The sequence below is a fragment of the Nostoc mirabile CHAB5784 genome (assembly GCF_020829645.1).
Lineage (GTDB): Bacteria > Cyanobacteriota > Cyanobacteriia > Cyanobacteriales > Nostocaceae > Nostoc > Nostoc mirabile.
In genome coordinates this window covers 101,400-127,242 of sequence record NZ_JAIVFS010000017.1, presented here as the reverse complement: position 1 = coordinate 127,242, position 25,843 = coordinate 101,400, and the positions used below count along the sequence as shown (strand labels likewise).

The following is a 25,843-nucleotide window of genomic DNA, read 5'->3' as shown; positions in this document are numbered from 1 at the left end:
GAAGCGACCTTTAGGTATACCTACAATGAAAGACCGAGCCTTGCAAGCACTTGTCAAGCTGGCATTAGAGCCAGAATGGGAAGCGCGATTTGAGCCTAACTCATACGGGTTCAGAGCCGGACGCTCATGCCATGATGCGGTGGAGGCAATATTTAACGCAATTAGGCAAAAGCCAAAGTACGTGTTAGATGCCGATATTGCCAAATGTTTTGACCGCATCGACCAAGAAGCGCTGCTAATAAAATTAAATACATTCCCCACCATCCGCCGACAAGTTCGCGCATGGTTAAAAGCGGGAGTGATGGATGGCAAGCAGTTGTTTCCAACATCTGAGGGTACGCCACAGGGCGGGGTCATCTCCCCATTACTGGCAAATATTGCCCTTCACGGGATGGAAGAACGGATTAAGCAATACGCCGATACCCTTCCTGGTAAAAGTGGTTTTGGTAAAAGGGATAACCGTAATGCCCTCAGCTTAATCCGGTACGCCGATGACTTCGTGATTCTCCACGAAAACATAACCGTTGTCCAAAGATGTAAAGAGATTATCTCTGAATGGTTGCAAGGCATGGGTTTGGAATTAAAACCCAGCAAAACGAGACTTACTCACACCCTCAACCAGTATGAGCAAGAAAAACCAGGGTTCGACTTCCTTGGTTTTACGATACAACAACTTCCCCAAGGAAAGTATCACTCGAAACAGGGTTTTAAGACAATCATCACCCCAAGCAAGCAGAAGCAAAAGGTACATTACGAACAAATCGCCAGTGTTATTGAAGCTCACAAGGCAGCACCGCAAGCGGCGCTAATCAGTCATTTAAACCCAATTATTAAGGGGTGGGCTAACTACTACGCGACTGTGGTAAGTAAGGTAGCTTACACAGATATCGATAACCTCACGTACCAAAAGTTAAGAGCTTGGGCAAAACGCCGCCACCCCAAAAAGAACGGGGAATGGGTGTCAAAAAGATATTGGCATGGCATAGGCGGTGATAACTGGGTATTCGCAACCAGGAAGGAAGGTTCAACCCCACTTCGGTTACTAAACCATGCCGACACGCCAATAGTGCGTCATGTGAAAGTTAAAGGCGAATCGTCACCATACGACGGAAATCTGGTTTATTGGAGTACAAGAATGGGAAAAAACCCCGAATTGCCCAAAAGAGTGGCAACACTCCTGAAAAAGCAAAATGGGAAATGCACCCACTGCGGCTTGTTTTTCCGTGAAAACGATGTGATGGAAGTTGACCATAGCATTCCGAAATCGAAAGGTGGAAAGGATGAGTATAAAAATCTTCAACTGCTACATCGACATTGCCACGACACAAAGACAGTCAATGATGGCAGTCCTGGCATAAAATCCGGCTGTAATAGTGCCGAGCCTAAGCCCACCAAAAAGCTTGAAAGAGTTGAGGATAAATGGGTGATGAGGTATGCGTGACAAGCACCAAGTTATTGAGGAGCCGTGTGAGGTGAAAGTCTCATGCACGGTTTTGAAGACCAACGGGGTTGGTGACAACCTCGTTGAGTTTAATGCCTTCAGCCGAATCACGGCCTCGGCGATGGCGCAGATCAAGTGGGTTATGGAAATCATCCACTGCAATATGAACAGAACTTCTTCCACGTCTGGTTAATATCTGCGCTAGCTCCTGTGCCAAAGTGGATTTGCCACTAGCAGTAATGCCTGTCACCGCTACTTGCAGAACACGAGAAGGCAGAGCCTCAGCACGCTCGATTAAAGTATCCGCTATTGTTTCCAAAACAGTAGCGCGTGTATCACCCATGCATCGCTCCTCTGCCCAAGTATGGAACTTGCTTTACTACCAATGAAACTTCTACTTCACAGAGATTGTCTAGCTGGTATTTTATTTTTACGCGAGTCCCTATTACGCAGTCACCGCCTGACGACGGTTGTACTCAGAAGCATCTCCTTTGATAGCCATTGAGAACCCATGTTTTTATCTCCAAGAAGTTTATGTTTTTACAAAAGTAGAGACGCGATTCATCGCGTCTGATGAATCGCGTCTCTACTGCTAAACACCAGGAGTAGAGCCGCCATCAACGATAATCTCTGTTCCTGTAATCGATGCAGCAAGATCAGATACCAAAAATAGCGCCAGCGCGGCAATTTCTTCTGGCTGGGCGATTCTTTTTAAAGGAATACTTTGGATGTTTTGCGCCTTCACTTGCTCGACGGTGATCCCTTGCGCTTGGGCATTCTGCCGCGCTAAAGTCTCGGCACGCTCAGTAGCTGTAGCACCAGGCGAGATGGCATTAATGCGAATCTTGTACTCGGCTAACTCTTTAGAAATGCCCTTTGTGAAGTTGAGCAGAGCCGCATTGCTTGTACCACCAGCTAGGAAGTTAGGACGAGGTGTCCGTCCTGCACCGCCGACTATATTGACAATGCGTCCATCACCGCGACTTTTTTGATGGGGAACGACGGCTCTAACTAGGCGGATATAGCCCAATAATTTTAAGTTCCAAGCATCCAAAAATAAATCATCTGTTGATTCCAGGAAAGATCCAGCACGGGCTGAACCTGCATTATTAATCAAGATATCAATTTGATTAAATTGGGCCAAGGTGGTTGAAACAACATTCTCAACATCCTCTGCTTTAGTTAAATCAGCGCTGATGGCAATAACTTTAGCGCCTGGCGTGGGTAAAGACTGGATGTCAGCTATAGCTTGATCTAAGCGTTCTTGATTGCGGGCTGCGATCGCTACATTTACACCCTCACTATAGAGTGCTTTTGCAGTTGCTAAACCAATTCCCGCACTTCCTCCTGTGACGATCGCTGTTTTACCTGATAATTTTAGTTCTAAACTCATACAACCTTACCCTCAAAAATGTAATTTACTTGCGAACCAATAATATTGCCGATTGAGAGCCTGTATTGTGGATATCCAAGATGACTCGACTTTCCTCAGATGTACAACCCAGAAGTATCTTGATTTCTGTATCTCGTTTTTCCAAGTCAACACCACAAATAACGGCAGTTACTGTTTTACTAAACAGGCTACCTATCCAGACATCAATATCATTTCCATCTCCAGAGCGAGTGTCTTGTAAATATCCATAGTCAAGCGGATAAACTAAGGATGAATAACGTGGATGTGATGACCCTTTTGGGCGATCTATCTTGACATTGCTAGCGGCTACAAGCTGATCTAGCTTGAACCAGAAGTCAGCATAATTCGTAATTGTTAATGACGCTCGAAGACTCGCTAACGCTGCGCTAACGTAATTCGTAATTATCACCCCACAGATAAATCTGCTTGATTGCAACAAAGAAGAACATTAGTCTTTCTCCATAAATGACTGCATGAAAAGAGAATTAATTACGAATTACGTAGCTTGCTTCTCGCCGGAGGCGAGTACTACGAACTTGTACTGCCCTTCGACTACGCTCAGGAACCGCGTAGCCGAAGTATTACGAATTATTTTGAAATGTGCAATACAGCCTTGCCAGGAAAACGCCTGTCGAGTAATTGTTGGGCTACATCAGCTATTTGTGTCCAAGAAGCTTCTAAATCAATGTGAGGACGCAATTTACCTGCTTCTACTAAACTCAAAAGCCGTTTTAGACCAACTGATGCTGATTCAAATCTCAATTCATCGAACAGACGTAAACCATACAGACTCACGCCACCAGTCCCGAAAAATTGAGCAGCGTTGAATGTCACTTCTGCTCCCCCAGATACTCCATACAGCACAGTTTTTCCATCCTGTGCCAGTAAGCCAAGGGCTACCCCCAAAGTCTTGCCACCTACTGACTCTACAATTAGATCATAGGGGCCATACTCGCTGGCGGGTGAGAGGTCTTCGCCAATCACCACCGATTGTGCGCCTGCTTCTCTAACTAGAGTTTCATAGCCAGCTTGACGAATGTGTGCCACGACTTGCGCCCCTGACAGTTGCGCCAATTGGATAGCAAAGTAACCAACACCTCCTGATGCACCTGTAACCAGAACTGGGCGACCTAACAGCGAACCACCTTTTAGCACAGCATGATACGCGGTTAAACCTGCTACAGGCAGTGTGGCAGCTTGAGCAAAGGATACCGATGGCGGCACTTCTGCTAAAGCGTTGGTGGGAACAGACACGAGTTCTGCCCAAGCACCGGCGCGGCGCAAGCCAACTACACGCGTCCCTTGGGGAGGCCCCGACCCATCAGCTGCAGAAGTTTCTACTACACCTGCTAAGTCCCAACCAGGCTGCCAACCAGCCTCAGCAGAAGTTGAACGTTTCACCTCTCCCCGATTGAGAGAAATCGCCGCCACTCTGACTAGTGCCTCATCTGGGGCAGGCTTCGGTGCAGTCACTTCACTCAGTGCCAAACGTCCAACCACATTCGGATCAACAATCACAGCACGTATTTTACTCATAGAGAATGCCCTGGCTTAGAGATGAATTTCTAGAGCGGTGGTTCACGATGTACTGCCTACAAGAATAAACTCGATAGATTTAGCTAGTCCTTTTTAACCCCACATCTCTACAACTAGGTTAATGATATTTAATAAATTACGGTAAGTCGATGGGCTTATAGTGTTTTTAAGGACGTAGAAAGAAAACTATCACAAGACAGACAAAAGAATCAAGCACCCGGTGAAAAGATTTGTTTCATCAATGCTTGCAGTTAAACGGTAATTAAAGATTTTTGGATTAAAGCTATGTCACTACCAGAAACTATTGCACAAGAAAAGGATACCCGTCCCCCGGTGGCGATTGGGCATGTGAGATTATATGTGAGTAATGTACCGGAAGCTAGCGATTTTTTCGTTAAGATAGGGCTGCGGCCGATCGCCCAATCAGAACAATTAGCTGTTTTAGAATTACGGGGAGGAACGCATTTAGTTTTGAGAACAAGTTCAGAGACCATCGCTCCTGGAATAAATGCGCCTTTTGATCTGATGGTAGACGATGTTTTTGTCACCAGAGATACTTTTAGGAAGTGGGGGCTAACTGTTTCTGAGATTGAAACAGGCAGAATCCACAGTTCATTTACTTTGACTGCGCCGGACGGCTATCTATTAACGTTAACTTCCTCACATACAGGCGGTAGAGAAGTTTAAGGGGGTCGCCGCAGGCGGGGGGATCTTAACCGAACCGTATTAGGAGTTGCCTAACAAAAAAGAAGAAAGGTATAAGCCAATACAGTTGGATAAGGTTTTTTGATGACACGCCGCTAATCGCAAAGACGCGATAAATCGCCGTCTTTACAATAATCAGTCCTTTGTCTTGCCTGCGATTTATCGCGTCTCTTGCCTTAACCGAACCGTATTGAGGTATAAGCCGTCAGAATTGGGCATGAATTGGAGTCCGACTTAGTTGTAGGTGCGTAATCAATAGCGATCGCGTTGCTAGAAAATGGATAAAGTCGGGCGTTGCATATTTGCGGGATGATTTTGCTAGTTTTGTGGGATGGGCATCTTGCCCGTCCCTTGTATTTCAGGGCGGGCGAGACGCCCACCCTACAAGAATCATCCCTTGATTCAGCAACGCCTAAAGTCGAGCTAAAAGGTCATAGCTCTCAGAGTATTTTACATTTTTAAACACCATGTTTGCACAACATGACCCTTCAACTGTTGTCCTAACCAAGGTGTATTTTGTGAAAGTGTATAAAGACTTTTCCGTTCGACTTTCCAGGTTTGCTGGGGATCAAATAAAGTAAGTTCGGCTGGTTGATGAGGTAGAATCGCACTGACTTTTTGCCCCAAACACTCTGCTGGACTGGTACTCAATGCCCGCCATAATTCTAAAGCTGTAAATTCCTCAGTTTCAACGAGATATTGCCACAGCAAAGGTAATGCTAACTCTAAACCAATTGCTCCTGGAGGCGCTTCGGCAAAGGCTTGGACTTTTTCTTCGTAGCTGTAGGGTGTGTGGTCAATAGCGATCGCATCTATCACACCCGCACGCACCCCTGCACGTAACGCCGCCACATCACTAGGATTTCCTAACGGCGGGTCTAAATGCAAGCTAGTGTTATAACTCTTAACTGCTTTTGTATCAAGTAAAAGGTGCATCCAGGTGGTGCTGGCGGTGATGGGTAAACCAGCAGCCTTGGCTGAAGCAATCAGTTCCACGCTGCGAGATGTGGAGACGCGCATGATATGGACTGGTGTACCGATGGTTGCAACTAATTCAAGCATTGCTGCTAAGGCAGTAGTTTCTGCGCTGGTGGGTATTGGGGGTAAACCGAAACGCAGAGCATCTGGCCCTTCTCTCATTACACCATTTGCTGTTAACTGGCGATCGCTAGGCCAAAATGCTACTGATTTACCCAACGGCTGGACATACTCTAACACTCGCCGCACCAGCGCCAAATTCTCTAAGGGCTTACCATCGCTAAAACCAACAACTCCAGCAGACGCTAAATCTGCTAATTCCGTCATTTGCTTCCCAGCAACATCTAGGGTGATAGCACCCCAGATATGAAGCAGGGGGAGAGGAGAGGCAGGGGGAGCAGGGGAGGCAGGGGAGGCAGGGGGAGCCGAATTAATTTTTTCCTTCTTCCTCATCTTCCCGTGTCTCTTTTGCTGCAACTGTGCTACAAGTGCAGGGTTATCAATAGCTGGGGATGTATCGGGTAAGATGCTAACTCTGGTAAAGCCGCCAGCAGTAGCAGATTGTAAGAGAGACAACAGGGTTTCCCGTTCTTCAAACCCTGGTTCACCGGAGTGGCTGTACAAATCCACCAACCCCGGCCCGATAACTAATCCCTGACAATCTCTGATTGGAGTATCGGGGCTGATGTCAGTAATGTGCGAAGCCACTTCTTGGATATAACCATCAGCAATCAGCACATCAAAGAGTTCATCGATTTCAGAAACTGGGTCAATTACCCGTACTTTTTGCAGCAGTTCAGTCATAAAACTATTCCTAACTCCTGTACAGACGCGATTAATCGCGTCTCTCTTGTACAGACGCGATTAATCGCGTCTCTCTTGTACAGAAGCGATTAATCGCGTTTCTCCTGTACAGATGCGATTAATCGCGTCTCTTTTTCACAACGCCCCTGCTGCTGTTTTATCTAGTACCCCTCCACCGAAGTGAGTGGTGATGTTCATCGCTTGCAATACTGGTAAACCATCGATTCCAGAAGGGTAGTCAATAACGCTAACTGCACCATTACCCTGGCGGAAATTCCAGAAATTTTCCAGCGATAAACCCAGAATGTGACAAAGTAAAGTTTTGTTAGTTGCGTCGTGAGCTACTACTAAGACAGTTTTAAATTGATTCGTTGATGCAGCTTCCAGAATTGATTGCCAAGCTGCAACGCTACGTTCCCACACCTCTTGCAAATTTTCCCCTTCAGGCATTTGCACTTGGGTCGGTACTAACCGCCAGCGCTGCAATTCTCCGGGAAATTCTTGCTCTATCTCTGTTTCTAATTTTCCTTCCCAGAGTCCGTGACTAATTTCTCTTAAACCATCTTGCAAGTCTAACTTTACATTAGGATGTTGTTTTAGAATAATCTCTGCTGTTTCTTTAGGGCGCAGCATTGGGCTACTTACAGCATAATCAATCGCTACCTCTTGGAGAAAATCGCCTGCTTTTTGCGACTGTTGTCTACCGTTGTCGTTGAGGGGGACATCAATTTGCCCTTGAAACCTGGTTTGGCGATTCCATTCAGTTTCACCGTGACGCACCAATAACAACCGTATTCCTTGATGATCCGGTCGCAAAGAGGGTAGACTTTCCCCAGTGTGTTGCGTTTGATTTAAGGATTCTAGCTGAACTGGTTCTCCCAATCCTCCAGCAAAATTTAGTACAGTGATGCCACAGTTAGATTGCTGTATTGAATGGTAGCGACTTGGAGGAATTCCCAAGGCTGTGCTAATTAAGGCGCGATTAATGCCGTTATGTCCCACTATGAGAATAGTTTCGCCTTGATGTTGGGACAAAGTTTCTTGCCAAAACTGCCGCGCTTGTTCGTATAAAGCAAGAACAGGAAAATGTTCTCTTGTCCCTTGTGCATCATTAAGCAGCATCCGCAGTTCGTCGGGGCGTTGATGCCAAGTGCGGTAGTCTTCGGCAAATTTCTGCTTAACTTCAGCAGTTAGCAGTGCTTCCCATAAAGGTAAGTCGATTTCTAGCAGCAAATCAGAAACTTGGATTACAGCAGACTGTTCAGCATGAGTAGCTAACTCACTATGGATAATATCTGCTGTGTGTTTCGCTCGTTGCAGGGGACTGCTGTAAATCGCATTAAATAAAATATTGCTGAGGGCTTTGCCAACAATACTTGCATCGTTACGACCTTTTTCGGTTAATGTTGACGCATCAGTGCGTCCCTGAATACGCCGCTCGGTGTTATAACCGCTTTGACCGTGGCGCACAATGATGACACGAGTCATCTAAAAGCCCTCCTCTTATCTAGACGATTAATTCTACTGCAAAATGATTGCACATTTAGCGACTTAGAAAAACGGATTTAGTCAGGTACGAAACTTTATTCTTGTAGGGGACGTAGAATGAGCAGCTAAAACCGCCGTTGTGTTGACAATATTTGCTAACAAAACTGTTTTAATTCTATATTAAATTTAGTTTAAGTTAAGTAACTAAGAACAATTCAATGTATAGCAGTCGCCAAAGCCGTTAGGACAGTTTGCGGGAAACGCATCTTCAACAGCGTACTTTGTGATTTTATTGCTGTCTTAAGCTCCCTGTCCGTTGCTATATATATAGGACTAGTATTTGATTTTTGAAATGCACGTAGTGGACTGTCTACGCAATAATAGTGCATTAGACGTAGGTTGGGTGGAGCGGAGCGCAACCCAACATATATCAGGATGTTGGCAATGGCTTAGCCTCCACCCAACCTACAATTTTTTTGCAACTAAAACCGCCGTTGTGTTAACAATGTTTGCTAACAAAACTGTTTTAATTCTATATTAAATTTAGTTTAAGTTAAGTAACTAAGAACAATTCAATGTATATAGCAATCCTAAATCATTTATGAAAATCTCTCTTTATTCTCTCTGCGTCTCTCTTGCCTCTGCGGTTCGTTATACCATTTAGACATAGCAGTGAAAATGAGGCAGGCACAACTTATCAATTGTGCCTACCAAGGATTTTGGGCAATCCGTAATTAATTAAAACTACAGCATTAACCTTAAGAGCATCCCAAATGTGTAAGTTATATCAAAACCACGTTATGACAAACACTTCGTGCAAAATTGGGATGCTCCCATTAGCCTTTATATCTATATCTGATTATTCTCTCTGTAAATCCAACTGTACTTGCAATCCGTCATTGTCACTCCCAGACTGAGCCGGCGCTAATAAAACAGAAGTGTCTGGCTGTGATAATGATTCGTTAAACTGTATTCTGACTGGAGTTTTGTTACCTCTTCTATTATTGGAGATGCTTGCTGGATTAGTTTGCTCAAAAAAGCTTCTAAAGTCTTCTTGGGCTGTTCTATGATCAATTCCAAGGAGAGAATCACCAGTTAATCTGTATTGTTCTAGATTTGAGCTTGATGCTGGTGACTGTGCGTATACTTGGCTTTCTAAGCTTGCAAAGGCTGCCGTAATCCCTAAGAAAGCAATAATTTTGGTGTTCATTTGTTTTATCCAAATTATTTTTTATATTGCTCGTCTCTTATTGTGTGGGAAAATTATTTGAATTAACTCTATCGTTAGGTTCTACTAAATTAATTGTATTGCGTATATACTTAGAGTGTCAATGGTGAATGTTGTTTTAAGGATTACCAAGCTATAACGAATGGCATTTCTTAGGAAATTAGATTATTTGGTTCATTTTCCAAGCGATCGCAGTTAAGTTCGTTGAGATATGCCAGGATGAAATCAGGAACGTTATCAGGTAAATCAATGGTATTCCCTTCTCTGATTGCCTGAATACAATTAACACTCCAATTGTAAAAGGCGATGTCTACGATGGTCACTGAGCGGCTGGTGAGCGGAGTCGAACCATATCGTACCACTTGCCTACGGCACCAGGGCGAACGTGGAAGCAAGCTAGCAAGAGCGTCTCGTAGAGAAGTGCGGGCTACGCCTACGTGCAAAGCCAATGTTTTAATTACGAATTAGTTGTTTAACAAATCGCCACAGCCGGGAAAACGGTAGAATTGCGATCGCCGCAGTAGTTAAAGGTTCCATCTGCTACTTTGACTATGTGTATCCTATTACTACACTGCTTTTGCTCTAAATTTTGCCATTAACTTAATAAATTTAGATTCACTTCAGCATTACTTGCTCAATTAATTGGGTGCGATATCTACGCTTTTTGATTTGCAATCAGTTGTCGTCACTAACATTGCGCTTTAAGTTACTAAAATAATGAGTTTAGTTACCACCACTACGATTTTTGTTACAAACATCATAATTTTCGTTACAGTGTTACGATTTTGTTACTAAAATAACCAGGTTAGTTACCACCACTACGATTTTTGTTACAAACATCATAATTTTCGTTACAATGTTACGAGTTTAGTTACCACCACTACGATTTTTGTTACAAACATCATAATTTTAGTTGATATTACGTAGATAAAAGTCATATTAAACACCAGCTCTGTGGATTTTACCCAACCCAAATCAAGCTTTAGTAAGGCAAGCTAGCTCTAGAACACAATAAAAAGAACATAATTATGCCTCGTCAAAAGCGTACATATCGCGTTCTAGAAAAAGCTGAATTGAGAATGGCCGGACTCAAAGCAATTGATCCCACTATGGATTTTGGCGATGCTCGCAACTTGCAAAGTATCACACAAATAATTCAGCAGTATCGTAGCAAAATAGAAGCTTATAATACTACTCTGGCTGTGATTGACTCTTACAAAAATGAGATGAAAGAGTTGGAAACAACTTTGAGCGACTTGACGGAAAAAATGCTCCTTGGAGTTGCTTTTAAATACGGCAAAGATAGCCATGAATATCAAATGGCGGGTGGTGTTCGCAAAAGCGATCGCATCCGCAAAAGCACAGCGACACGTTTAAAGACGACTTCAAAAGAATCAGTCAGTGAGAATGCTAAAACTGCATCATAGCCTTAGTGGACTGGATGGAGCGATCGCAGAATAAATTGTTGGTAAATTGAATCTAAATTGAGTCTCTGATATCATGTTTGCATAAATAGTTATGCTAACCACAGTCATTACACCCCACCCCCAACCCCTCCCCGATGCCTTGGCTACCGTGTACACACAAGTCTTGTCGCAGCCATATCTTTATTAATAAATCTCGCACTGCGTTTCTATCCCGCCTCGGAATGAATTCCGAGTCTCATAGCTAAAGTCCACGCTTTGTGGACTGAATAATCAATTTAGTCCACAAAGCGTGGACTTCAGCTATTAGCCTTGAACTTTAGTTCTGGGCGGGATGTCGGTAAGTGTGACAGTTTAACTCTGACAAAAATGTGGGTAAAAGAGTTGAAACGTATGTGGACAGCACTTGTGTGTACACCGTAGCCTTACCAAGGGGAGGGGTGATTCGGGTTTAATAAGCAATCAAGCAGACATGATATCAGATACTCAATAAATGCATTCCCATACAGAGTATGGGAACAAAGAAAACTCCCCACTCCCCACTCCCCACTCCCCACTCCTAGACCTTTTTCCACGGAAGTTTGACTGTAAATCGACTACCTTTACCTAACTGACTTTCAGCATGGACAGTACCACCATGCAACTCGACAATCTTTTGCACTATTACTAATCCTAAACCAGTACCTGAAGAACCACGGGTAGAGGGATTTTCAACTTGCACAAAAGGTTGAAATAATTGGAAAAGGTCATCGGAAAGCATCCCAATACCCGTATCTACGACGCTGAAAAAGATATATTCATTTGTGGAATTTGGCTGGACTTCAATCCAAACTTTTCCTCCTTCTTTAGTAAACTTGATAGCGTTAGTCAACAGGTTGATAAATACTTGGCGGATGCGGCGCTCATCGATTTGGATGGGTTCGAGTTCTTCAGGTATTTGTAAACTCAGTTGGATATTTTTCTGGAACGCTAAATGTTTGACAAAACTGAGACTAGAGTCACATAATCCTTGAATCGAAGTAGCAGCTAGTTGCAGTTCTATCTTGCTAGATTCAATGTCGGTAAGCTCAAGGATCTGGTTAATCAATTCTAGTAAATTCTTACCACTGGATTCGAGAGTATTTAAGAACTGGCGCTGTTCTTCATTTACAGTACCGTACACTTCATTTTGGAGTGCTTCTGTGATTCCAAGAATGGAGCTTAAGGGAGTTCTCAATTCATGGCTCATATTTCCTAAAAAGGTTCTTTTGGCACGATTTGCGACTTCGGCAGCTTCTTGAGCCTCACGCAGAGCGGATTCTGCACTTTTGCGATTGCATACTTCCAAAGTTAGGGCGACAAATTCCGCAATTGAGCTAACAAAGTTTTGCTCGCTCAGTTCCCATATGCGGGGAATATCAATCTGTTCATACAATACTGTTCCCACTACTTCCCCCCCAACCCAAATGGAAGTATTAATTAGGGATACAATATTCTTCGGTTTTAGCAGTTCATCCCATAATTCTTGTATCCGTAAATCGGTGCGAGTGTCGGTGACAGCAATGATCCGGGCAGATGTCAGGGATTTAAAGTAGATGGGATAATCTGCAAGGTTGCGTTCTATATCTGCCGAATGTCTCTGGTTGCTACGTTCATAGAGACTTATACATTGTAGTTTGGTGCGTTCGCCATCGAATAACCACACACTGACTCGTTCTATTTCTAAAGCATTTGCTGCTTTCTCGGTAATAACTTTGAATGCCGTTTCCAGCTTTCCTTCTGAAATCGCCTTGTTATTTGCCAGTTCTACTAACACCCGATGATGCTGGCTCAGTCTTTGCTCACTGTTAATTCGTACTTGAATCTCTTGCTGTAATTCTTGAGTTCGCTGCTTAAGTTGCAATTCTAACTCTTCATTTTTAGTTATCTGTGCAGTAAAGGTTTTGCGTAACTGCTGCATCATCTCGTTAAAAGATCCACCCAGCACCTCTAGTTCTTTAATGCCCTGTACTATCACCACAGAGTCTTCGCCATTAGTCAAATCTGCTAAATCTTTTGTCGCCGTGCTGAAGTACAAAATTGGCTGAGTTATCCAACGGGCGGTGATAATCCCCAGTAAAGTAGCTAATCCCAATGCTCCCAAACAGAGAAAAATTGTGGTTTGAGTGTTGCGCTCAATCTGTCCCATAAAGTCTGCTTCTGGGACAGCCACTATTATCAACCAATTCACATTTGGTTCACCCTCGAAGGGTCTAACTTCTAAAAATTGTCGTTTGCCGTCAAAGGAGAAATCTAGCTGCTGTAAACTCTTAATCTCGTCAAAGTTACTAAATTTAGTTGTTAAATATTTAGCGGTTGCTTGAGTCAAGGAATTCCCGCCTTGAGAAGCTGCCAACCTAATGGGTTTACCATTTTGTAAGCGGAATGGTTCTTCAGTTGTAGAACTTGCTATTAATAGCCCCGATCGCTCGATAATAAAAATCTGCCCAGACTTGCTAACTTTAATATTTTGCAGCAAATCCCCAATTTGTGATATATGAGTTAGAGTGCTGTTGACTCCGAGTAACTGACCTTGGGAGTTATATATAGGAAGAGAAGCACTAATCAGAAGTGTTGATTCAGTCAGGGGTGTAAAAATCTGACTAAAGCTGAAGTTTTTGGCGGTAACTGCTGCTTGATAATCAGGACGCGATCGCGCATCATAGTTTTTGATCACTTCTGGTAGTTGGGTACGTTGACCAAGAGAGTCAATTCTGTAAGTGTAGAGGTCGTACCCAGTTGACTTGTCGGCTTTTCTGAGTAAAAATTGGCGATCGTTGAGCTTTTCCACCGCTAGATATTCTTGCTGTTCATTGCTTGCCGTTAAAGCGATGCCTGCGGCGGGCTGCGCCAACGCATCAGGAAAAATCTCTAACTGCTTTATTAAGTATGACTCCCAGGTTGCCAAATTTTCCATCTTTAGCAACCCGGCGTCAATGACATTTTGATTACCGCGTAGTACTTGACGCGGGGTTGAGAGATAAGTCTGTAAATTCTGCTCTACTCGATTAGCGACTTCATAACGTAATTCGCTAGCTACCTCATTGACTGCCTTTTGCCCATTGTGGATTGATAAATATGCAGTTAATCCCACAGCTAGCAAGATTTGCAGCAGAAACAACGCTACCAAAATGCGACGTAGGGGTACGCCTTTAAACAGAGAAAAAACACCACTTTGTTTAGTATTTTTGTTCATCTGCCGACTCCCCCTTCCTGTCCTGTAGTACTGAGTACAATACCTTGACTTCGGACTCCTATGGGCTTATGCATAGTTTGTACTCGGTCGGGTCAAGAGTCAATATAACACTTCTGGTAAAAAACAAAACGTTAGTTAACTGCACTGGTAGATTTTACCATGCGTAGGTTGGGTGGAGGAACGAAACCCAACATTTTCGCGGGTTTGTTGGGTAACACTTAAGTTCCACCCAACCTACGATTATCCTTAACCCAAGCGTATTGCCGCATATCTTTATTAATAAATCTCGCGCTGCGTTTCTATTCCGCCTCGGAATGAATTCCGAGTCTCATAGCTGAAGTCCACAAAGCGTGGACTTTCGCTATCAGCCCTGAACTTCAGTTCTGGGCGGGATGTGGGTGAGTGTGACAGTTTCACTCTGACAAAAATGTGGTTAGAGGATTTTTCGATTTGTGTGTACACTGTAGCCCAAGGGGAGACGCCCGCCGTAGGATGCCCAAAGGGCTGTAGGGCGATAGCGCCACGGAGAGCGGGTCAGACGCTCCTACGTCGCTAACGCTGCGCTATCGAGCGTCTGGGGTCTCCCCAAGTGGAGTATCTGGCGATTAATACCAATGACTAATGACTAAATCAGTGGGCGGCTATTCCTCCCACCCCTTTTATTGAGATGAGATTCCCGCAGATATTCGTTGAAACGTATTCTCGTGCGTCTTGTAGTGTCATCCGTATCGTTTTTACATACCTGATTTCATCTTAGTGGCTATTGTCTAAAAACCATAGGAAAGAGGTATTACGAATTACGAATTACGCAAAGTATGTATTAGTAAATTACTCTAAGAAAGTACGATCGAAAGTAGGGTCGAATCAGACCAAAACTGGTTAGAATTTACACCTGATAGCAGTAATGTTTGTTTAGTGTCTCCAGAATTAAAACTCAAAAGGAGACCATTATTACTATCAATTATATTTCCTTGATAAAACATTTCATTTAACCAAGTCTCAGCGTCAATATCATGCAAGCCCGTAAATTCAATCTTATCAATACCAATTTTAAAATCTTGAATGACATCAAACTCACTTGTCAAGAATTTATCGCTAGTGTTGAAAATATTATCGAGACCGAGATCAATACCAATACCAACTAGTAAATCTTGGACGCCACCAAGCGTATCTGTCAACAAGCTATCGTTAACGCTAAAGTTGAAAACAAATTTGTCATAGCCGTCGCCACCAACTAAAACATCATTCCCCTTACCACCAATCAGAACGTCATCACCCCAACCGCCATTTAGGCTATCATTGCCTTGGCCTCCAATTAGGGTATCATACCCTTCGCCGCCTTCGAGGATATCATCGCCTTTCCTTCCATCCAGCTTGTCATCTCCTAAGCTGGCATAAATTTTGTCTCCCCTGTTACTTCCTTGAAGATCATCTTTCAAAACCGTGCCATAAGTAACATTTTTACCTAAATTGTTGATTAAAGTATCTCCTAAAAAAAGAATATTACTGAGATTCATTTCTATTATTGTTATGTTGATGTCACGCTCCCAAGTTTTTTTATAACTACCAACGCTCTTTGCTTTGAGGGAGTCCTCACCATTATCGCCGTCAATATCAGTAGTTTGCGGGATACTTTTAATACTAACATTACTACTTTTGCTAGATTTCAAATCAGCAATCTGCTCAGAGGAAACTAACTTACCGTGGATACCGAAATAATCTAATACCTTAGGTTTATAAGGATTTGTGGTATCTAGTACCATTAAACAAATTATCCCCTTAGCCTGGTTATATTCAGTACCATAATTTTCAATTTCTTTAGCTTTTAGTGCTAAGTCTGCATTGAAATCGAAAGAGAAGGTTTTATGAGCATCAACTTTAAAACTAGCAACCACTTGTATTTCACTACTGGCAGTTCCTGCTCCCGAACCATCTAATCCGATGCCAGTGATGTCACTAAAGAGCCAAGAAAAAGTTGGGTCATTCTCATAAATAGCTCCGGCTTGAGCCGTAACAATAGCAACTCCACTTTCAACCAACGCCTCTATCTCAGTGGTAGTCAAAGTTCCTGAGGGCTTTTGACTATACTTTGAGGAAGAAGTAGACCCATTAGCGTTAGCAAAGTTAGGGTTGGGATTAGGAATTTGATTTACAGTTGGCTTTAAAAAGAGTGTCTGTGGCTGCATAATATTTTCTGTTCCTGTTAAGTACTTTGTCTACAAAGATGTATGAGTGTATGCAACCCTATTTTGTGGAATTAGGCATAACGATCGCACAATCTCATAATTTCAGCAGTCATGTCAATTATCCAGGGCGATCGTATCTAAATTATTTTTGGCCACAAACAAGGTATTGTTACTTTTATCCTCTGTTGATGATGAGTAACCGCTCAATAATCCAAGGTAAATTGCTCAGTGACAAGCCTCAAATAGCGTAAAATCGTTCCTGAACTGGTAGGTCGCCTCGATTTATTGAACGGATACGATGATGAGCTATACCTATGTAGTCAGGTCAACGTTTGCTACAATCGCAATTAGCTGATTACCGCCAGAAAGTTGGGCGAAAATCAAAGTATCAAGGCTAGTTATCTGACCTCTAGTTTCAAGTCTATAATTCACAGTTGTACTAAGTCCCAACTGATCAATACCCTTCTCAAAGCCCAAAATAAGAGCATAGTCCCTGTCGCCAGCAGCTGTATAATAAGGGGCATTCGTATCCCCAAGCACAAACACATCTCTGACGCCATCGCCAGAAATATTTGTAACGTCGCCCTTATTGTCAACCGCACCGCCACCTATTAACTCATCTCTCTCAAATAATCTTGCTCTAGCACCGCCAAATCCATTGAGAGTGTCACTACCAGCACCCCCTACGAGAAAGTCATCAAAGAATCCTTGAGGAGCAGATGGAGATCCGCTAAAACCTCCAATTAGATTATCATTACCATCGCCCCCAAATATTACGTCACTACCCTCAGCTCCATTGAGGGTGTCATTGCCACCATTCCCAAAAAGCAAGTCATTACCAAGACCTCCATTAAGGCTATCGTTATTGCTACCCCCATTGAGGGTATCATCGGCGTTAGTTCCTTGTAAGATTGCCATATTTTTGTCTCCTAAAGTTGTAAACTTTACTATTATCTGCGTTGCTGCTTAAATATTATTTATATTCTTGGTTTAAGCAGGGCGATCGCATCTATATTACTCTTGACCACAAACAAGGTATTGTTAATTTCATGTTCTATTGATGATGAGCCATACCTATCTAGTCAGGTCAACGTTTGCTACAATCGCAATTAGCTCATTACCGCCAGTAAGTTTGGCGAAAATCAAAGTATCAAGCTGAGTTATCTGAGAGGCTGTTTGAAGTTCATAAGTCACAGATGGACTAAGTTGCAACTGATCAATACCCTTCTCAAAGCCGAAAATAAGAGCATAGTCACTCTCGCCAGCAACTGTATAAAAAGCGCCTTTCGCATCCCCAAGCACAAAGAAATCTTTCACGCCGTCGCCAGAAACATCTGTGACGATGCCGTTTCTGTCAAGCACACCGCCACCTATTAACTCATCTCTCTCAAATAATTGTACAGTATCATCACCACCTGATCCTGTACCAGCGCCAAATCCATTGAGAGTGTCACTACCAGCACCCCCTACAAGAACGTCCGCAAAAAATCCTTCAGGAGCATCAGGAGAGCCGCTAAGGCTTCCAGTTAGACTATCATTACCATCGCCCCCAAATATTACATCACTACCCTGACCTCCATCGAGGGTGTCATTGCCAGCATCCCCAAAAACAAAGTCATCCCCTTCACTTCCAGTTAGATTATCATTTCCGAGTCCCCCATTCAGGGTGTCATTACCGAGACTTCCAGGGAGGTTATCATCGCCGCTATCCCCATTTAGCAAGTCATCACCAAGACTTCCACTCACCAGATCATCACCGCTACCCCCATTCAGGGTATCGTTACCAAGGGTGCCAGACAAGTTGTCATTCCCATCTCCCCCATTCACTAGGGAATTACCGATACCTGTAAATATCTTGTCATTACCGCCTCCCCCAGTCAAAGTATCGTTACCACCAAGACCAAAAATCGTGTAACTCCTAGTATTAGTGTTTCCTCCTGGGACATTTAATAGATCGTTGCCGCTAGTTCCTCGTATACTCCTACCTCCAGATGTACCATTATTACCGTCTCTCCCGGTCAAGATATCGTTTCTACGACTAAAAAGATTCGCGATTTCATCAGCATTATTATTATTGCCTCCTATATTGTTGCTGTCATTTATTTCTACAATTGCCATATTTTTTTACCTCGCAAATTCTTGGTTGAAGTTGCCAATGTGTAGTGGGTAATCATCCTAAGAGGATGTTTTAAAAGTATTTTGCTGTGATTTTAGACACTTCTCGATCCCCCTAACCCATGCCAGTCGGTCAAAATAATTCGTAATTTATAATTCGTAATTTGTAATTATTACTCCACGACTGAAGTCGCTTGCTCGTCCCCCTTTTTAAAGGGGGATTTAGGAGGATCTAAAACGTTTTGATAGCAACAATAGAACTTTTAAAACATCCTCTTAGCTATTTTTGAGTGTTAGGTTCATTGCTAAATTATTGTTTTACTCAAAAATATTTGTAAAAACTGCCCTAAAAATAGGCTAAATTAGCCCCTCACAGGAAACTATCACCTATCGAATTGAAGCCTATAAATCCGAAGTTGCTTAACAGGTTATTATTTATTCCTATCCCAATCCCATCACCTAAAGATGAATTCAAATCAGTGATGACATTAGCACGCCCAGAAGCAGAATTTGTTGTTGTACCTAGAAATAAACTGCGATTAGTACCTCTGGTAAGTGTATCAGTGCCTAAATTGCTGACGAAAGTACCGTTATCTTGACCTCCTAATAGCAAATCGTTCGCGTTACCTGCGGTGTAGGAATTCGTAGCTACCACGGTACTCCTATAGGATGTTGCTCCGGGTACGAAAACTTCTTCACTCCTGTTAATGGTTAAACCTGTAGGAGAAGAAATGCTGACGTTAATGCTGCCGCCGGCACCACTCAGATTGACGTAGGACAGACCTGTTAAAAAAATACTGCTCATTAGATTTCCTCTTGATCTTGCTAGATATAATATATACCGACTTGACCAGAGAGGAGAGGAGCAAGGAGCAGGGAGCAGGGGAGAAGATGGGGTAATTTCCCTACCAAGAGGGTTTCAGAGCAAATAAATTTATTGATGCTTAAGTAAGTAGGCACAATTAAACTGAACTGTGTAAATTTATGTAAAGCGCCAGAAACGCTTTTAATATCAGCTTTTAAGCGATTTACATTTCTTAATCTAGTTGTATTTTTTAGCGCCCACCTACTTAATGTTAAATATTTATTTCGAGATGCATTACGACAGGAAATAATACGTCCAACTTTCAGCAGACATAAATTTATTTATGGCGTTCTCCCCTAAGCTTTGTGCCCCCTGCCCCCTTTCCTCTTCTTTGACAGATAGTTATGATACTAAAGCTCAAGTATGAGTAGCCACAAACTGAAAACGAACGTAATAGTAGAGGTTTGTGCCCTTACGAATCAGGAAGCAAACACCATTAGTAATAGAGCGATAAGCTTGATGGTATGGGTAATGCTTACCGCTTGAAGGTAACTAGGGGTATCGTCTCTTATGCTGAAGTTAACGTTGTTTTGTGAGTTTTGTGATATCCCTGGCTTTAGCTGAAATGTCCAGATGGTAAGACTTCTAAAAATGTTTTGGTTTACTGAGTATGGTAGTTGTTTTGATGCTGAACTTTGGAGGCGCTACCCTAGCATTACTCGACTTGAGAAGAGCCTTCCTACATTAACAAACAGATATCACCTTGCCTAAAAAGGTAAGTCTTGCAACTGTCTAGTTAACTGTGTTAAGATTGAATTTAGAAAATTGCTGAAAACTATAAACCAAGATAGTTTTCAGCAATCTTTGAACATCCAACAGTAGGTTGAGTAGAGTACAAGATAACCCAACAAAACAATTGCTATGGAGTGTTGGTTTTCTTACTCACTCTAACCTGCTTTTGTTTTTAGGCTTAAGCTTAACTAATCCAGTTGGATTAAGTTCCAGGATTACGAATGGTAGCAGCAATAGCGTTAACGAAAGTCTCAGAGCGATCGTCTTCGACTTGAACACCACCAACAACGCTGCTGAAGGTTCTGTTTCCAGTAGCATCAGCACTAACAACTAATTCAGCAGTGTTGCCTTGGATACCATTCAAGTTAGTGTTAACTGTCTTGGTGAAGCTTTCATTAACAACAGCTCTAACTGTCTTGTCTGCTGTGAAGATGTTGGCGATGTTAGTACCACGACCACCAAGAATTTCTTCAGAGGTATTTTCCAAGTAGTTTAGATCAGAAATAATCATTTGAGTTTCTCCTGAAAAGTTTAGCTTTTGGGCGGAACCTTTGGCGTTACAAAGTTGTCTTTGTTAGCCACATTATTACTACTAGACGGTAGCAGCAATCGCGTTAACGAAAGTCTCAGAGCGATTGTCTTCGACTTGAACACCACCAACAACGCTGCTGAAGGTTCTGTTTCCGGTAGCATCAGCGCTAACAACTAATTCAGCAGTGTTGCCTTGTATACCAGCCAAGTTAGTGTTAACTGTCTTGGTGAAGCTTTCATTAACAACAGCTCTAACTGTCTTGTCTGCTGTGAAGATGTTGGCGATGTTAGTACCACGACCACCAAGAATTTCTTCAGAGGTATTTTCCAAGTAGTTTAGATCAGAAATAATCATTTAAGTTTCTCCTGAAAAGTTTAGCTTTTGGGCGGAACCTTTGGCGTTACAAAGTTGTCTTTGTTAGCCACATTATACGGTAGCAGCAATCGCGTTAACGAAAGTCTCAGAGCGATTGTCTTCGACTTGAACACCACCAACAACGCTGCTGAAGGTTCTGTTTCCGGTAGCATCAGCGCTAACAACTAATTCAGCAGTGTTGCCTTGTATACCAGCCAAGTTAGTGGTAACTGCCTTGGTGAAGCTTTCATTAACAACAGCTGTAACTCTCTTGTCTGCTGTGAAGATGTTGGCGATGTTAGTACCACGACCACCGAGAATTTCTTCAGAGGTATTTTCCAAGTAGTTTAGATCAGAAATAATCATTTGAGTTTCTCCTGAAAGTTGTAAATTATTTGCGGAATCTTTGGCGTTACAAACTTGTTTTTGTTAGCCACATAATTACTATAATTCATTTCTCAGGAAAGTCAATACTTTTTTTGAATAATTTATTATTAAAAAAACTAATATATTGCCGCTTAAAACGATCATATATAAGCATATACAAGCATTGTTTAAAACCAAAAAAAAGCATACTAAAATTAGACAGTAATTGAATTTATTACTGCCCATCAAGACTTATAGCGATTTAATTTAAGTTTTTAATCGCGCTAAAACAGCATTTTGTAGATGGATTTACAAAATAGACAAAACGAAAATAATATTAAATTTTTAAGCAAACAATAGCAGCATCGATAAGATTTTCTAACACTAGAAAAATCTACCTTAAATCAGATAACATAGTTAGCTAAAAAAACATTTGGAATTTAATAACCTATTTAGTCTTAGTAAATAAGATATCTAGGAATTCTTCGTGCGATCGCACATAAATTTGCATCTGAACCTATCTGAGCCAATACGGTTCAGTTAACAATACCTTCAGCAAAAACAGAGGTAGTCTAGCTTTTACCGAAATAGCCCAACAGAAGAGTGTGCAATACTCGTAAGGGAAAACCTCAAGCACTAGTCCCGACGGACAGGACATGCAGCAAGCTGCTTATCTACGTTCGCGCAGCGTGTCGTAGACGGAGGCTGATGCATTTGCATGTCAAAAAACTGACTTTAATAAAGTATTTTACCCTTAACCCAAGCGTACTGCTATCTGAGTAACTGTTTTCATAGCCTTAATTTGTTGCTTTAACCAATCAGAAAATGATTTTCTAATGGTTTTTTGACGCAACTGTTCATCATAGTTGGGGTTCAATGATTTCTTTCACCCAAAAAGGGAGAGAGAAGTCTTAATAGGGAACAGGAAAGAATTTTTAAAGTTTAGCTGTGAGTCTGAAGCTCACTCAAAAAAAAGATGTTTTTCGAGACGCGTAGCGTAAGAATTGCGTTGTCCAAGTTTTCAATCCCACGTTTAAAAATGTGGGTTAGTGAGTCGTGATCCCTGCTACCTGTTGGTTGGGAGGATTCTGAATGGTAGCAGCAATAGCGTTAACGAAAGTCTCAGAGCGATTGTCTTCGACTTGTACACCACCAATAACGCTGCTGAAGGTTCTGTCTCCGGTAGCATCAGCACTAACAACTAATTCAGCAGTGTTGCCTTGGATACCATTCAAGTTAGTGTTAACTACCTTGTTGAATCTTTCATCAACAACAGCTGTAACTCTCTTGTCTGCTGTGAAGATGTTGGCGATGTTAGTACCACGACCACCAAGAATTTCTTCAGAGGTATTTTCCAAGTAGTTTAGATCAGAAATAACCATTTGAGTTTCTCCTGAAAAGTGCAACTTTTTTTTAATGAATATTTTTCTTAACCAGTCTGTAACTGGTTATACAAATGCTACAGTTTTTTCCTTGAAAAGTCAATTTTTTCTGATAAATTTGTGATTTAAAAAACTAATGTATTTCCTTAAAAAGGAGCATCTATACTATTAGCTAATATTAAAAAAAGCTAAAATAATTTTAGGCATTAATAACCTTAGTTACTGCCCAACAAGACTTATGAAGATTAAACTTAATTTTTTGAAGCACTAAGCTGGTAAGTTGTGGATATATTCACAAAATACTAAAGAGAACAAATTATTAAATTTTAAGCAAGCATACCAGCATCTATAACATTTTTGAAATTTAAAAGCATCTACCTTTAGTCAGATAAATTTAATAACCTATTTAGTCTTGGTGAATGACATATCTGGCAATCCCTCGTGCGATCGCACATTTGCATCTGAGTCTATCTGAGTGACAATTTTCATCGCGTTAATTTGTTGCTTTAACCAATGAGAAAATGATTCTGTAATGATTTTTTGGCGCAACTGTTCATCTAATTGGGGTTGAATAATTTCTTCCACCCAAATTAAATGCACTCCCTTGGGTGTTGTAATCGGTTTGAGAGCATTTGGTGGTGCAGCAGCAAATACAGCTGCTGCAATCTCTGGACGAAAATCTTTGCGGTATCGGAGTCCTTGATATCCATAAGCACGGCGGAGTTCTGGTTCTGGAATATATAAACGAGCAATTTCAGGAAAATTGATTTCGCCTTCTTCTAGCGCATAAAAAAGCTCTAAAGCCAAGTCTCGATCCTCGAAGACAACTTCGTAGGTAACGGCGGCGACATAATCTAGTTGGTGTTCATAAAAGTGCTTTTCAAGTTGATCAGAAAATAGATGATTTGCCAACTTCCGCGAAAGGATTTTGTTGTAGGCTAATTCTTCAAACTCATTCACAGACAGGTGGTGTTTTTCTAGCCATGTCCAGGTTTCTTTAGCTTTGACAAGCTTCTTAGCAAACCTTAAGGCATCTCCTTCTTGCTGTAGTTCTTCTGGTGTGACTGTAATTCCTAGCTCAAGAGCTGCTTCGGTAATGATGCTTTGCGAAGCGATCGCCTCTACTACATCAGGTATCTGACAGGAGAGCTTGAGACTGTGAATGATATCTGAACTGGAAATTGTCAGACTGTGGGGCATAATACGATATCTCCAATTATTAAAAGCATGGGGCATAAGTTGGGAGAGACGCGATTAATCGCGTCTGTACAGGAGTTAGGAGTTATTTATTTTTCTTATCTCCCTTGTCATATTTCCTAATTTCAGTGCGTAGTTTGCCGCACTTCGACATGGTTCGACTCCGGTTCCATGTCCGCAAGTCGAGATGCTCACCAGCCGCTCAGTGACCACCGTAGGCATCGCTCTGACTAAATCTCTAAACCACCTTTTTGCAGTTTCTTGAACGGATCTAAAACAAAATCAATCACCCGCCTCTGGCGAATGATCACTTCAGCATTTGCTGTCTGACCGGCACCTAATGGAATACGTTTGTTGCCATTTTCGACATATTGCTGATCTAAGGTGATTTCTAACTCATAGTTTTCGATGTTCCCTTGGGGTGTTTGGGTAATTTTCGAGTCAGGAGAGATCCAAGTAACTTTCCCTTGCACGATGCCATACTCCTGGAAGGGATAGGCATCAAACTTGACTTTAACTGGCATTCCTACCTTCAAGAAACCACTATCCTGATTAGGCATACTAGCTCTGAGTACGAAGTCTGCATTATTGGGTGCGATTTGGGCAATCCTTTGACCGAGTTGTACTACTGCTCCTGACTTCGTGGTGGGTAATTCAAAAATCACCCCATTAATCGGCGATCGCACCACTCGTTGCTGTATTTGAACTTTTATAGATGTAATCTGGCTTCTAGTCTGAGCGACTTCCGATTGTACTGCTGTTATTTGTGTCTGTAGGTCTTTTAGCTGTTCCTGATTTTTCATTACAGCCAGTTGTCCGGCTTGCATCAAACTTTCATAACTACTTTGTTCTTCTTGCAGTCGCAGTTTTGCTTGTTTGATATCAGACTCTAACGTTTTGATAGTTACTTGATAACGATTTAGTTCTTCCGCTAAACGGAATTCTGCTTGTTTGATATCTGATACAGCCCTGCTATAGAGTCGTTTACTTTCTTGTTGTTCTTTTTTAAGTTGATCAATTTGGGTTGCAGAAACTGCACCATCCTGAACGAGTTTGCTAAAGCGTTCAATTTGCCTAGAATCTATACTCAAACGGTTTTTAGCCGATTGCTTATCATCGCGAGTGGTGTAAATCTGCTGCTGGGCTTGCTTAACTAATGCTTGTTTTTCTAACTTTTGGAGGTTATGGCTACTCAGTTTGGCATCCAGGTTTTGCTGCACCTGGTTAACTTGAGCCATTTTTTCTAATTCTTGAAATTTATTTTGTTGCTCTAAAAGGTTAGTTGAAATTAAAAGTTGATTTTTGAGCAATTCCAGTTGCGATTGCCGATTTTGTAGCCCTTGCAATTTGCTCTGGACTTGTTGCAGTTCCGTTTGCAGCACATCAGACTCTAGTTCTACTAGAACCTGGCCGGCTCTGACTGTATCTCCTTCTTTGACCAGAACTGTTTTGACACTCCCACCAGCTTGAGCGTCTAATTTTTGAGTTGCGCCTTTAGGTTCTATACGCCCTCTAGCACTACCAGTCTCATCTACTTTCGACAGAGTTGCCCAAGGCAAAAACAGACCAGCAAAGCCTATGAGTATATACAACAAACCACGAGTCCAAATCCGAGGTAAGGCATTAAGCAATGCTTCAGTACCGTAGTACAAATCTTGACTATTGCTTTCTGCCTCAGCAACTTCTACAGATTCCTCTTGCTGTGTGTAACTTTGATACTTATCTGTCTGATCTTGAGGAAGTGGGGATGATCTATTGGGAGATGGCATAGCTTTAGTTCCGATAAAAGTAAATATATATATGAGAGAGGTGGGGAAGAACTATTAATTATTTATTAATGCCCCATACTTCTCTTCTTAGGCTGCGCCAACGACTTCGCTCA

General features: G+C 42.1%; 22 protein-coding genes. 3 read left to right on the top strand and 19 right to left on the bottom strand.

Annotation, left to right across the window (positions count from 1 at the left end):
• A partial coding sequence (gene ltrA / locus LC653_RS14000; protein WP_229495052.1) for a group II intron reverse transcriptase/maturase occupies window positions 1-1,441 on the top strand: 1,441 nt, incomplete at its 5' end.
• 40 nt (window positions 1,442-1,481) lie between these two features.
• Here the strand turns inward: ltrA and LC653_RS13995 are convergent.
• The 4 genes from LC653_RS13995 to LC653_RS13980 form a co-directional block, all read right to left on the bottom strand.
• Window positions 1,482-1,784 carry a nucleoside/nucleotide kinase family protein gene (locus LC653_RS13995; RefSeq protein ID WP_229495051.1) on the bottom strand — a complete coding sequence of 101 codons (303 nt, stop codon included), beginning with the start codon at window positions 1,782-1,784 and terminating at the stop codon, window positions 1,482-1,484.
• Window positions 1,785-2,033: 249 nt separating this feature from the next.
• Window positions 2,034-2,834 carry an SDR family oxidoreductase gene (locus LC653_RS13990; protein ID WP_229495050.1) on the bottom strand — a complete coding sequence of 267 codons (801 nt, stop codon included), beginning with the start codon at window positions 2,832-2,834 and terminating at the stop codon, window positions 2,034-2,036.
• A 25-nt stretch (window positions 2,835-2,859) separates the two neighbouring features.
• Window positions 2,860-3,264 (bottom strand): hypothetical protein, encoded by a 405-nt coding sequence (locus LC653_RS13985; protein WP_229495049.1) that lies wholly within the window; start codon window positions 3,262-3,264, stop codon window positions 2,860-2,862.
• Between the two features lie 179 nt (window positions 3,265-3,443).
• On the bottom strand, window positions 3,444-4,391 hold the full coding sequence (locus LC653_RS13980; RefSeq protein WP_229495048.1) for a zinc-binding dehydrogenase: 948 nt from the start codon (window positions 4,389-4,391) through the stop codon (window positions 3,444-3,446).
• Window positions 4,392-4,676: 285 nt separating this feature from the next.
• Between LC653_RS13980 and LC653_RS13975 the strand changes: the two genes are divergently transcribed.
• Window positions 4,677-5,078 (top strand): VOC family protein, encoded by a 402-nt coding sequence (locus LC653_RS13975; protein WP_229495047.1) that lies wholly within the window; start codon window positions 4,677-4,679, stop codon window positions 5,076-5,078.
• Window positions 5,079-5,546: 468 nt separating this feature from the next.
• Here LC653_RS13975 and LC653_RS13970 read toward each other — a convergent pair whose 3' ends face one another.
• The 4 genes from LC653_RS13970 to LC653_RS13955 all read right to left on the bottom strand — a co-directional run bounded on the left by LC653_RS13970 (window position 5,547) and on the right by LC653_RS13955 (window position 10,043).
• Complete coding sequence (locus LC653_RS13970) at window positions 5,547-6,878, bottom strand: dihydroorotase (protein WP_229495046.1); 1,332 nt, start codon at window positions 6,876-6,878, stop codon at window positions 5,547-5,549.
• A 135-nt stretch (window positions 6,879-7,013) separates the two neighbouring features.
• Window positions 7,014-8,366 (bottom strand): histidine phosphatase family protein, encoded by a 1,353-nt coding sequence (locus LC653_RS13965; protein WP_229495045.1) that lies wholly within the window; start codon window positions 8,364-8,366, stop codon window positions 7,014-7,016.
• 859 nt (window positions 8,367-9,225) lie between these two features.
• A complete protein-coding gene (locus tag LC653_RS13960) occupies window positions 9,226-9,576 on the bottom strand; it encodes a hypothetical protein (protein ID WP_229495044.1) in 351 nt (116 codons plus the stop codon).
• Between the two features lie 170 nt (window positions 9,577-9,746).
• A complete protein-coding gene (locus tag LC653_RS13955) occupies window positions 9,747-10,043 on the bottom strand; it encodes a hypothetical protein (protein ID WP_229495043.1) in 297 nt (98 codons plus the stop codon).
• A 579-nt stretch (window positions 10,044-10,622) separates the two neighbouring features.
• Here LC653_RS13955 and LC653_RS13950 point away from each other — a divergent pair.
• Entirely contained in the window at window positions 10,623-11,021 is a 399-nt protein-coding gene (locus tag LC653_RS13950) for a hypothetical protein (RefSeq protein WP_229495042.1), read from the top strand.
• Between the two features lie 556 nt (window positions 11,022-11,577).
• Here the strand turns inward: LC653_RS13950 and LC653_RS13945 are convergent.
• The 11 genes from LC653_RS13945 to LC653_RS13885 form a co-directional block, all read right to left on the bottom strand.
• On the bottom strand, window positions 11,578-14,232 hold the full coding sequence (locus LC653_RS13945; protein ID WP_229495041.1) for a sensor histidine kinase: 2,655 nt from the start codon (window positions 14,230-14,232) through the stop codon (window positions 11,578-11,580).
• A gap of 833 nt (window positions 14,233-15,065) precedes the next feature.
• Window positions 15,066-16,295, bottom strand: a complete 1,230-nt coding sequence (locus LC653_RS13940; RefSeq protein ID WP_229495040.1) for a calcium-binding protein — start codon at window positions 16,293-16,295, stop codon at window positions 15,066-15,068.
• 435 nt (window positions 16,296-16,730) lie between these two features.
• Entirely contained in the window at window positions 16,731-17,336 is a 606-nt protein-coding gene (locus tag LC653_RS13935) for a calcium-binding protein (RefSeq protein WP_229495039.1), read from the bottom strand.
• Window positions 17,337-17,492: 156 nt separating this feature from the next.
• Window positions 17,493-18,536: a calcium-binding protein gene (locus LC653_RS46210; protein WP_267923051.1), complete on the bottom strand. Its 1,044-nt coding sequence runs from the start codon at window positions 18,534-18,536 to the stop codon at window positions 17,493-17,495.
• A gap of 367 nt (window positions 18,537-18,903) precedes the next feature.
• On the bottom strand, window positions 18,904-19,338 hold the full coding sequence (locus LC653_RS13915) for a hypothetical protein (RefSeq protein WP_229495038.1): 435 nt from the start codon (window positions 19,336-19,338) through the stop codon (window positions 18,904-18,906).
• A 994-nt stretch (window positions 19,339-20,332) separates the two neighbouring features.
• The gene (locus tag LC653_RS13910; RefSeq protein ID WP_229495037.1) at window positions 20,333-20,641 is read right to left on the bottom strand and encodes a hypothetical protein; all 309 of its coding nucleotides are present in this window, start codon (window positions 20,639-20,641) and stop codon (window positions 20,333-20,335) included.
• A gap of 81 nt (window positions 20,642-20,722) precedes the next feature.
• Window positions 20,723-21,016 carry a hypothetical protein gene (locus tag LC653_RS13905; RefSeq protein WP_229495036.1) on the bottom strand — a complete coding sequence of 98 codons (294 nt, stop codon included), beginning with the start codon at window positions 21,014-21,016 and terminating at the stop codon, window positions 20,723-20,725.
• A 72-nt stretch (window positions 21,017-21,088) separates the two neighbouring features.
• Window positions 21,089-21,382, bottom strand: a complete 294-nt coding sequence (locus tag LC653_RS13900) for a hypothetical protein (protein WP_229495035.1) — start codon at window positions 21,380-21,382, stop codon at window positions 21,089-21,091.
• Between the two features lie 1,046 nt (window positions 21,383-22,428).
• The gene (locus tag LC653_RS13895; protein WP_229495034.1) at window positions 22,429-22,764 is read right to left on the bottom strand and encodes a hypothetical protein; all 336 of its coding nucleotides are present in this window, start codon (window positions 22,762-22,764) and stop codon (window positions 22,429-22,431) included.
• Window positions 22,765-23,166: 402 nt separating this feature from the next.
• Complete coding sequence (locus LC653_RS13890; protein WP_229495033.1) at window positions 23,167-23,964, bottom strand: peptidylprolyl isomerase; 798 nt, start codon at window positions 23,962-23,964, stop codon at window positions 23,167-23,169.
• 227 nt (window positions 23,965-24,191) lie between these two features.
• Complete coding sequence (locus LC653_RS13885) at window positions 24,192-25,730, bottom strand: beta-barrel domain-containing protein (protein WP_229495032.1); 1,539 nt, start codon at window positions 25,728-25,730, stop codon at window positions 24,192-24,194.
• Window positions 25,731-25,843: the final 113 nt, after the last annotated feature.

Excerpts from the sequence above, each read along its gene's own strand:
- LC653_RS46210 (WP_267923051.1), bottom strand. The coding sequence starts at position 18,536 with ATGGCAATTGTAGAAATAAATGACAGCAACAATATAGGAGGCAATAAT.
- LC653_RS13975 (WP_229495047.1), top strand. The coding sequence starts at position 4,677 with ATGTCACTACCAGAAACTATTGCACAAGAAAAGGATACCCGTCCCCCG.
- LC653_RS13895 (WP_229495034.1), bottom strand. The coding sequence starts at position 22,764 with ATGGTTATTTCTGATCTAAACTACTTGGAAAATACCTCTGAAGAAATT.
- LC653_RS13935 (WP_229495039.1), bottom strand. The coding sequence starts at position 17,336 with ATGGCAATCTTACAAGGAACTAACGCCGATGATACCCTCAATGGGGGT.
- LC653_RS13910 (WP_229495037.1), bottom strand. The coding sequence starts at position 20,641 with ATGATTATTTCTGATCTAAACTACTTGGAAAATACCTCTGAAGAAATT.
- LC653_RS13995 (WP_229495051.1), bottom strand. The coding sequence starts at position 1,784 with ATGGGTGATACACGCGCTACTGTTTTGGAAACAATAGCGGATACTTTA.
- LC653_RS13990 (WP_229495050.1), bottom strand. The coding sequence starts at position 2,834 with ATGAGTTTAGAACTAAAATTATCAGGTAAAACAGCGATCGTCACAGGA.
- LC653_RS13915 (WP_229495038.1), bottom strand. The coding sequence starts at position 19,338 with ATGAGCAGTATTTTTTTAACAGGTCTGTCCTACGTCAATCTGAGTGGT.
- LC653_RS13960 (WP_229495044.1), bottom strand. The coding sequence starts at position 9,576 with ATGAACACCAAAATTATTGCTTTCTTAGGGATTACGGCAGCCTTTGCA.
- LC653_RS13970 (WP_229495046.1), bottom strand. The coding sequence starts at position 6,878 with ATGACTGAACTGCTGCAAAAAGTACGGGTAATTGACCCAGTTTCTGAA.
- LC653_RS13905 (WP_229495036.1), bottom strand. The coding sequence starts at position 21,016 with ATGATTATTTCTGATCTAAACTACTTGGAAAATACCTCTGAAGAAATT.
- LC653_RS13965 (WP_229495045.1), bottom strand. The coding sequence starts at position 8,366 with ATGACTCGTGTCATCATTGTGCGCCACGGTCAAAGCGGTTATAACACC.
- LC653_RS13980 (WP_229495048.1), bottom strand. The coding sequence starts at position 4,391 with ATGAGTAAAATACGTGCTGTGATTGTTGATCCGAATGTGGTTGGACGT.
- LC653_RS13950 (WP_229495042.1), top strand. The coding sequence starts at position 10,623 with ATGCCTCGTCAAAAGCGTACATATCGCGTTCTAGAAAAAGCTGAATTG.
- LC653_RS13885 (WP_229495032.1), bottom strand. The coding sequence starts at position 25,730 with ATGCCATCTCCCAATAGATCATCCCCACTTCCTCAAGATCAGACAGAT.
- LC653_RS13890 (WP_229495033.1), bottom strand. The coding sequence starts at position 23,964 with ATGCCCCACAGTCTGACAATTTCCAGTTCAGATATCATTCACAGTCTC.
- LC653_RS13945 (WP_229495041.1), bottom strand. The coding sequence starts at position 14,232 with ATGAACAAAAATACTAAACAAAGTGGTGTTTTTTCTCTGTTTAAAGGC.
- LC653_RS13900 (WP_229495035.1), bottom strand. The coding sequence starts at position 21,382 with ATGATTATTTCTGATCTAAACTACTTGGAAAATACCTCTGAAGAAATT.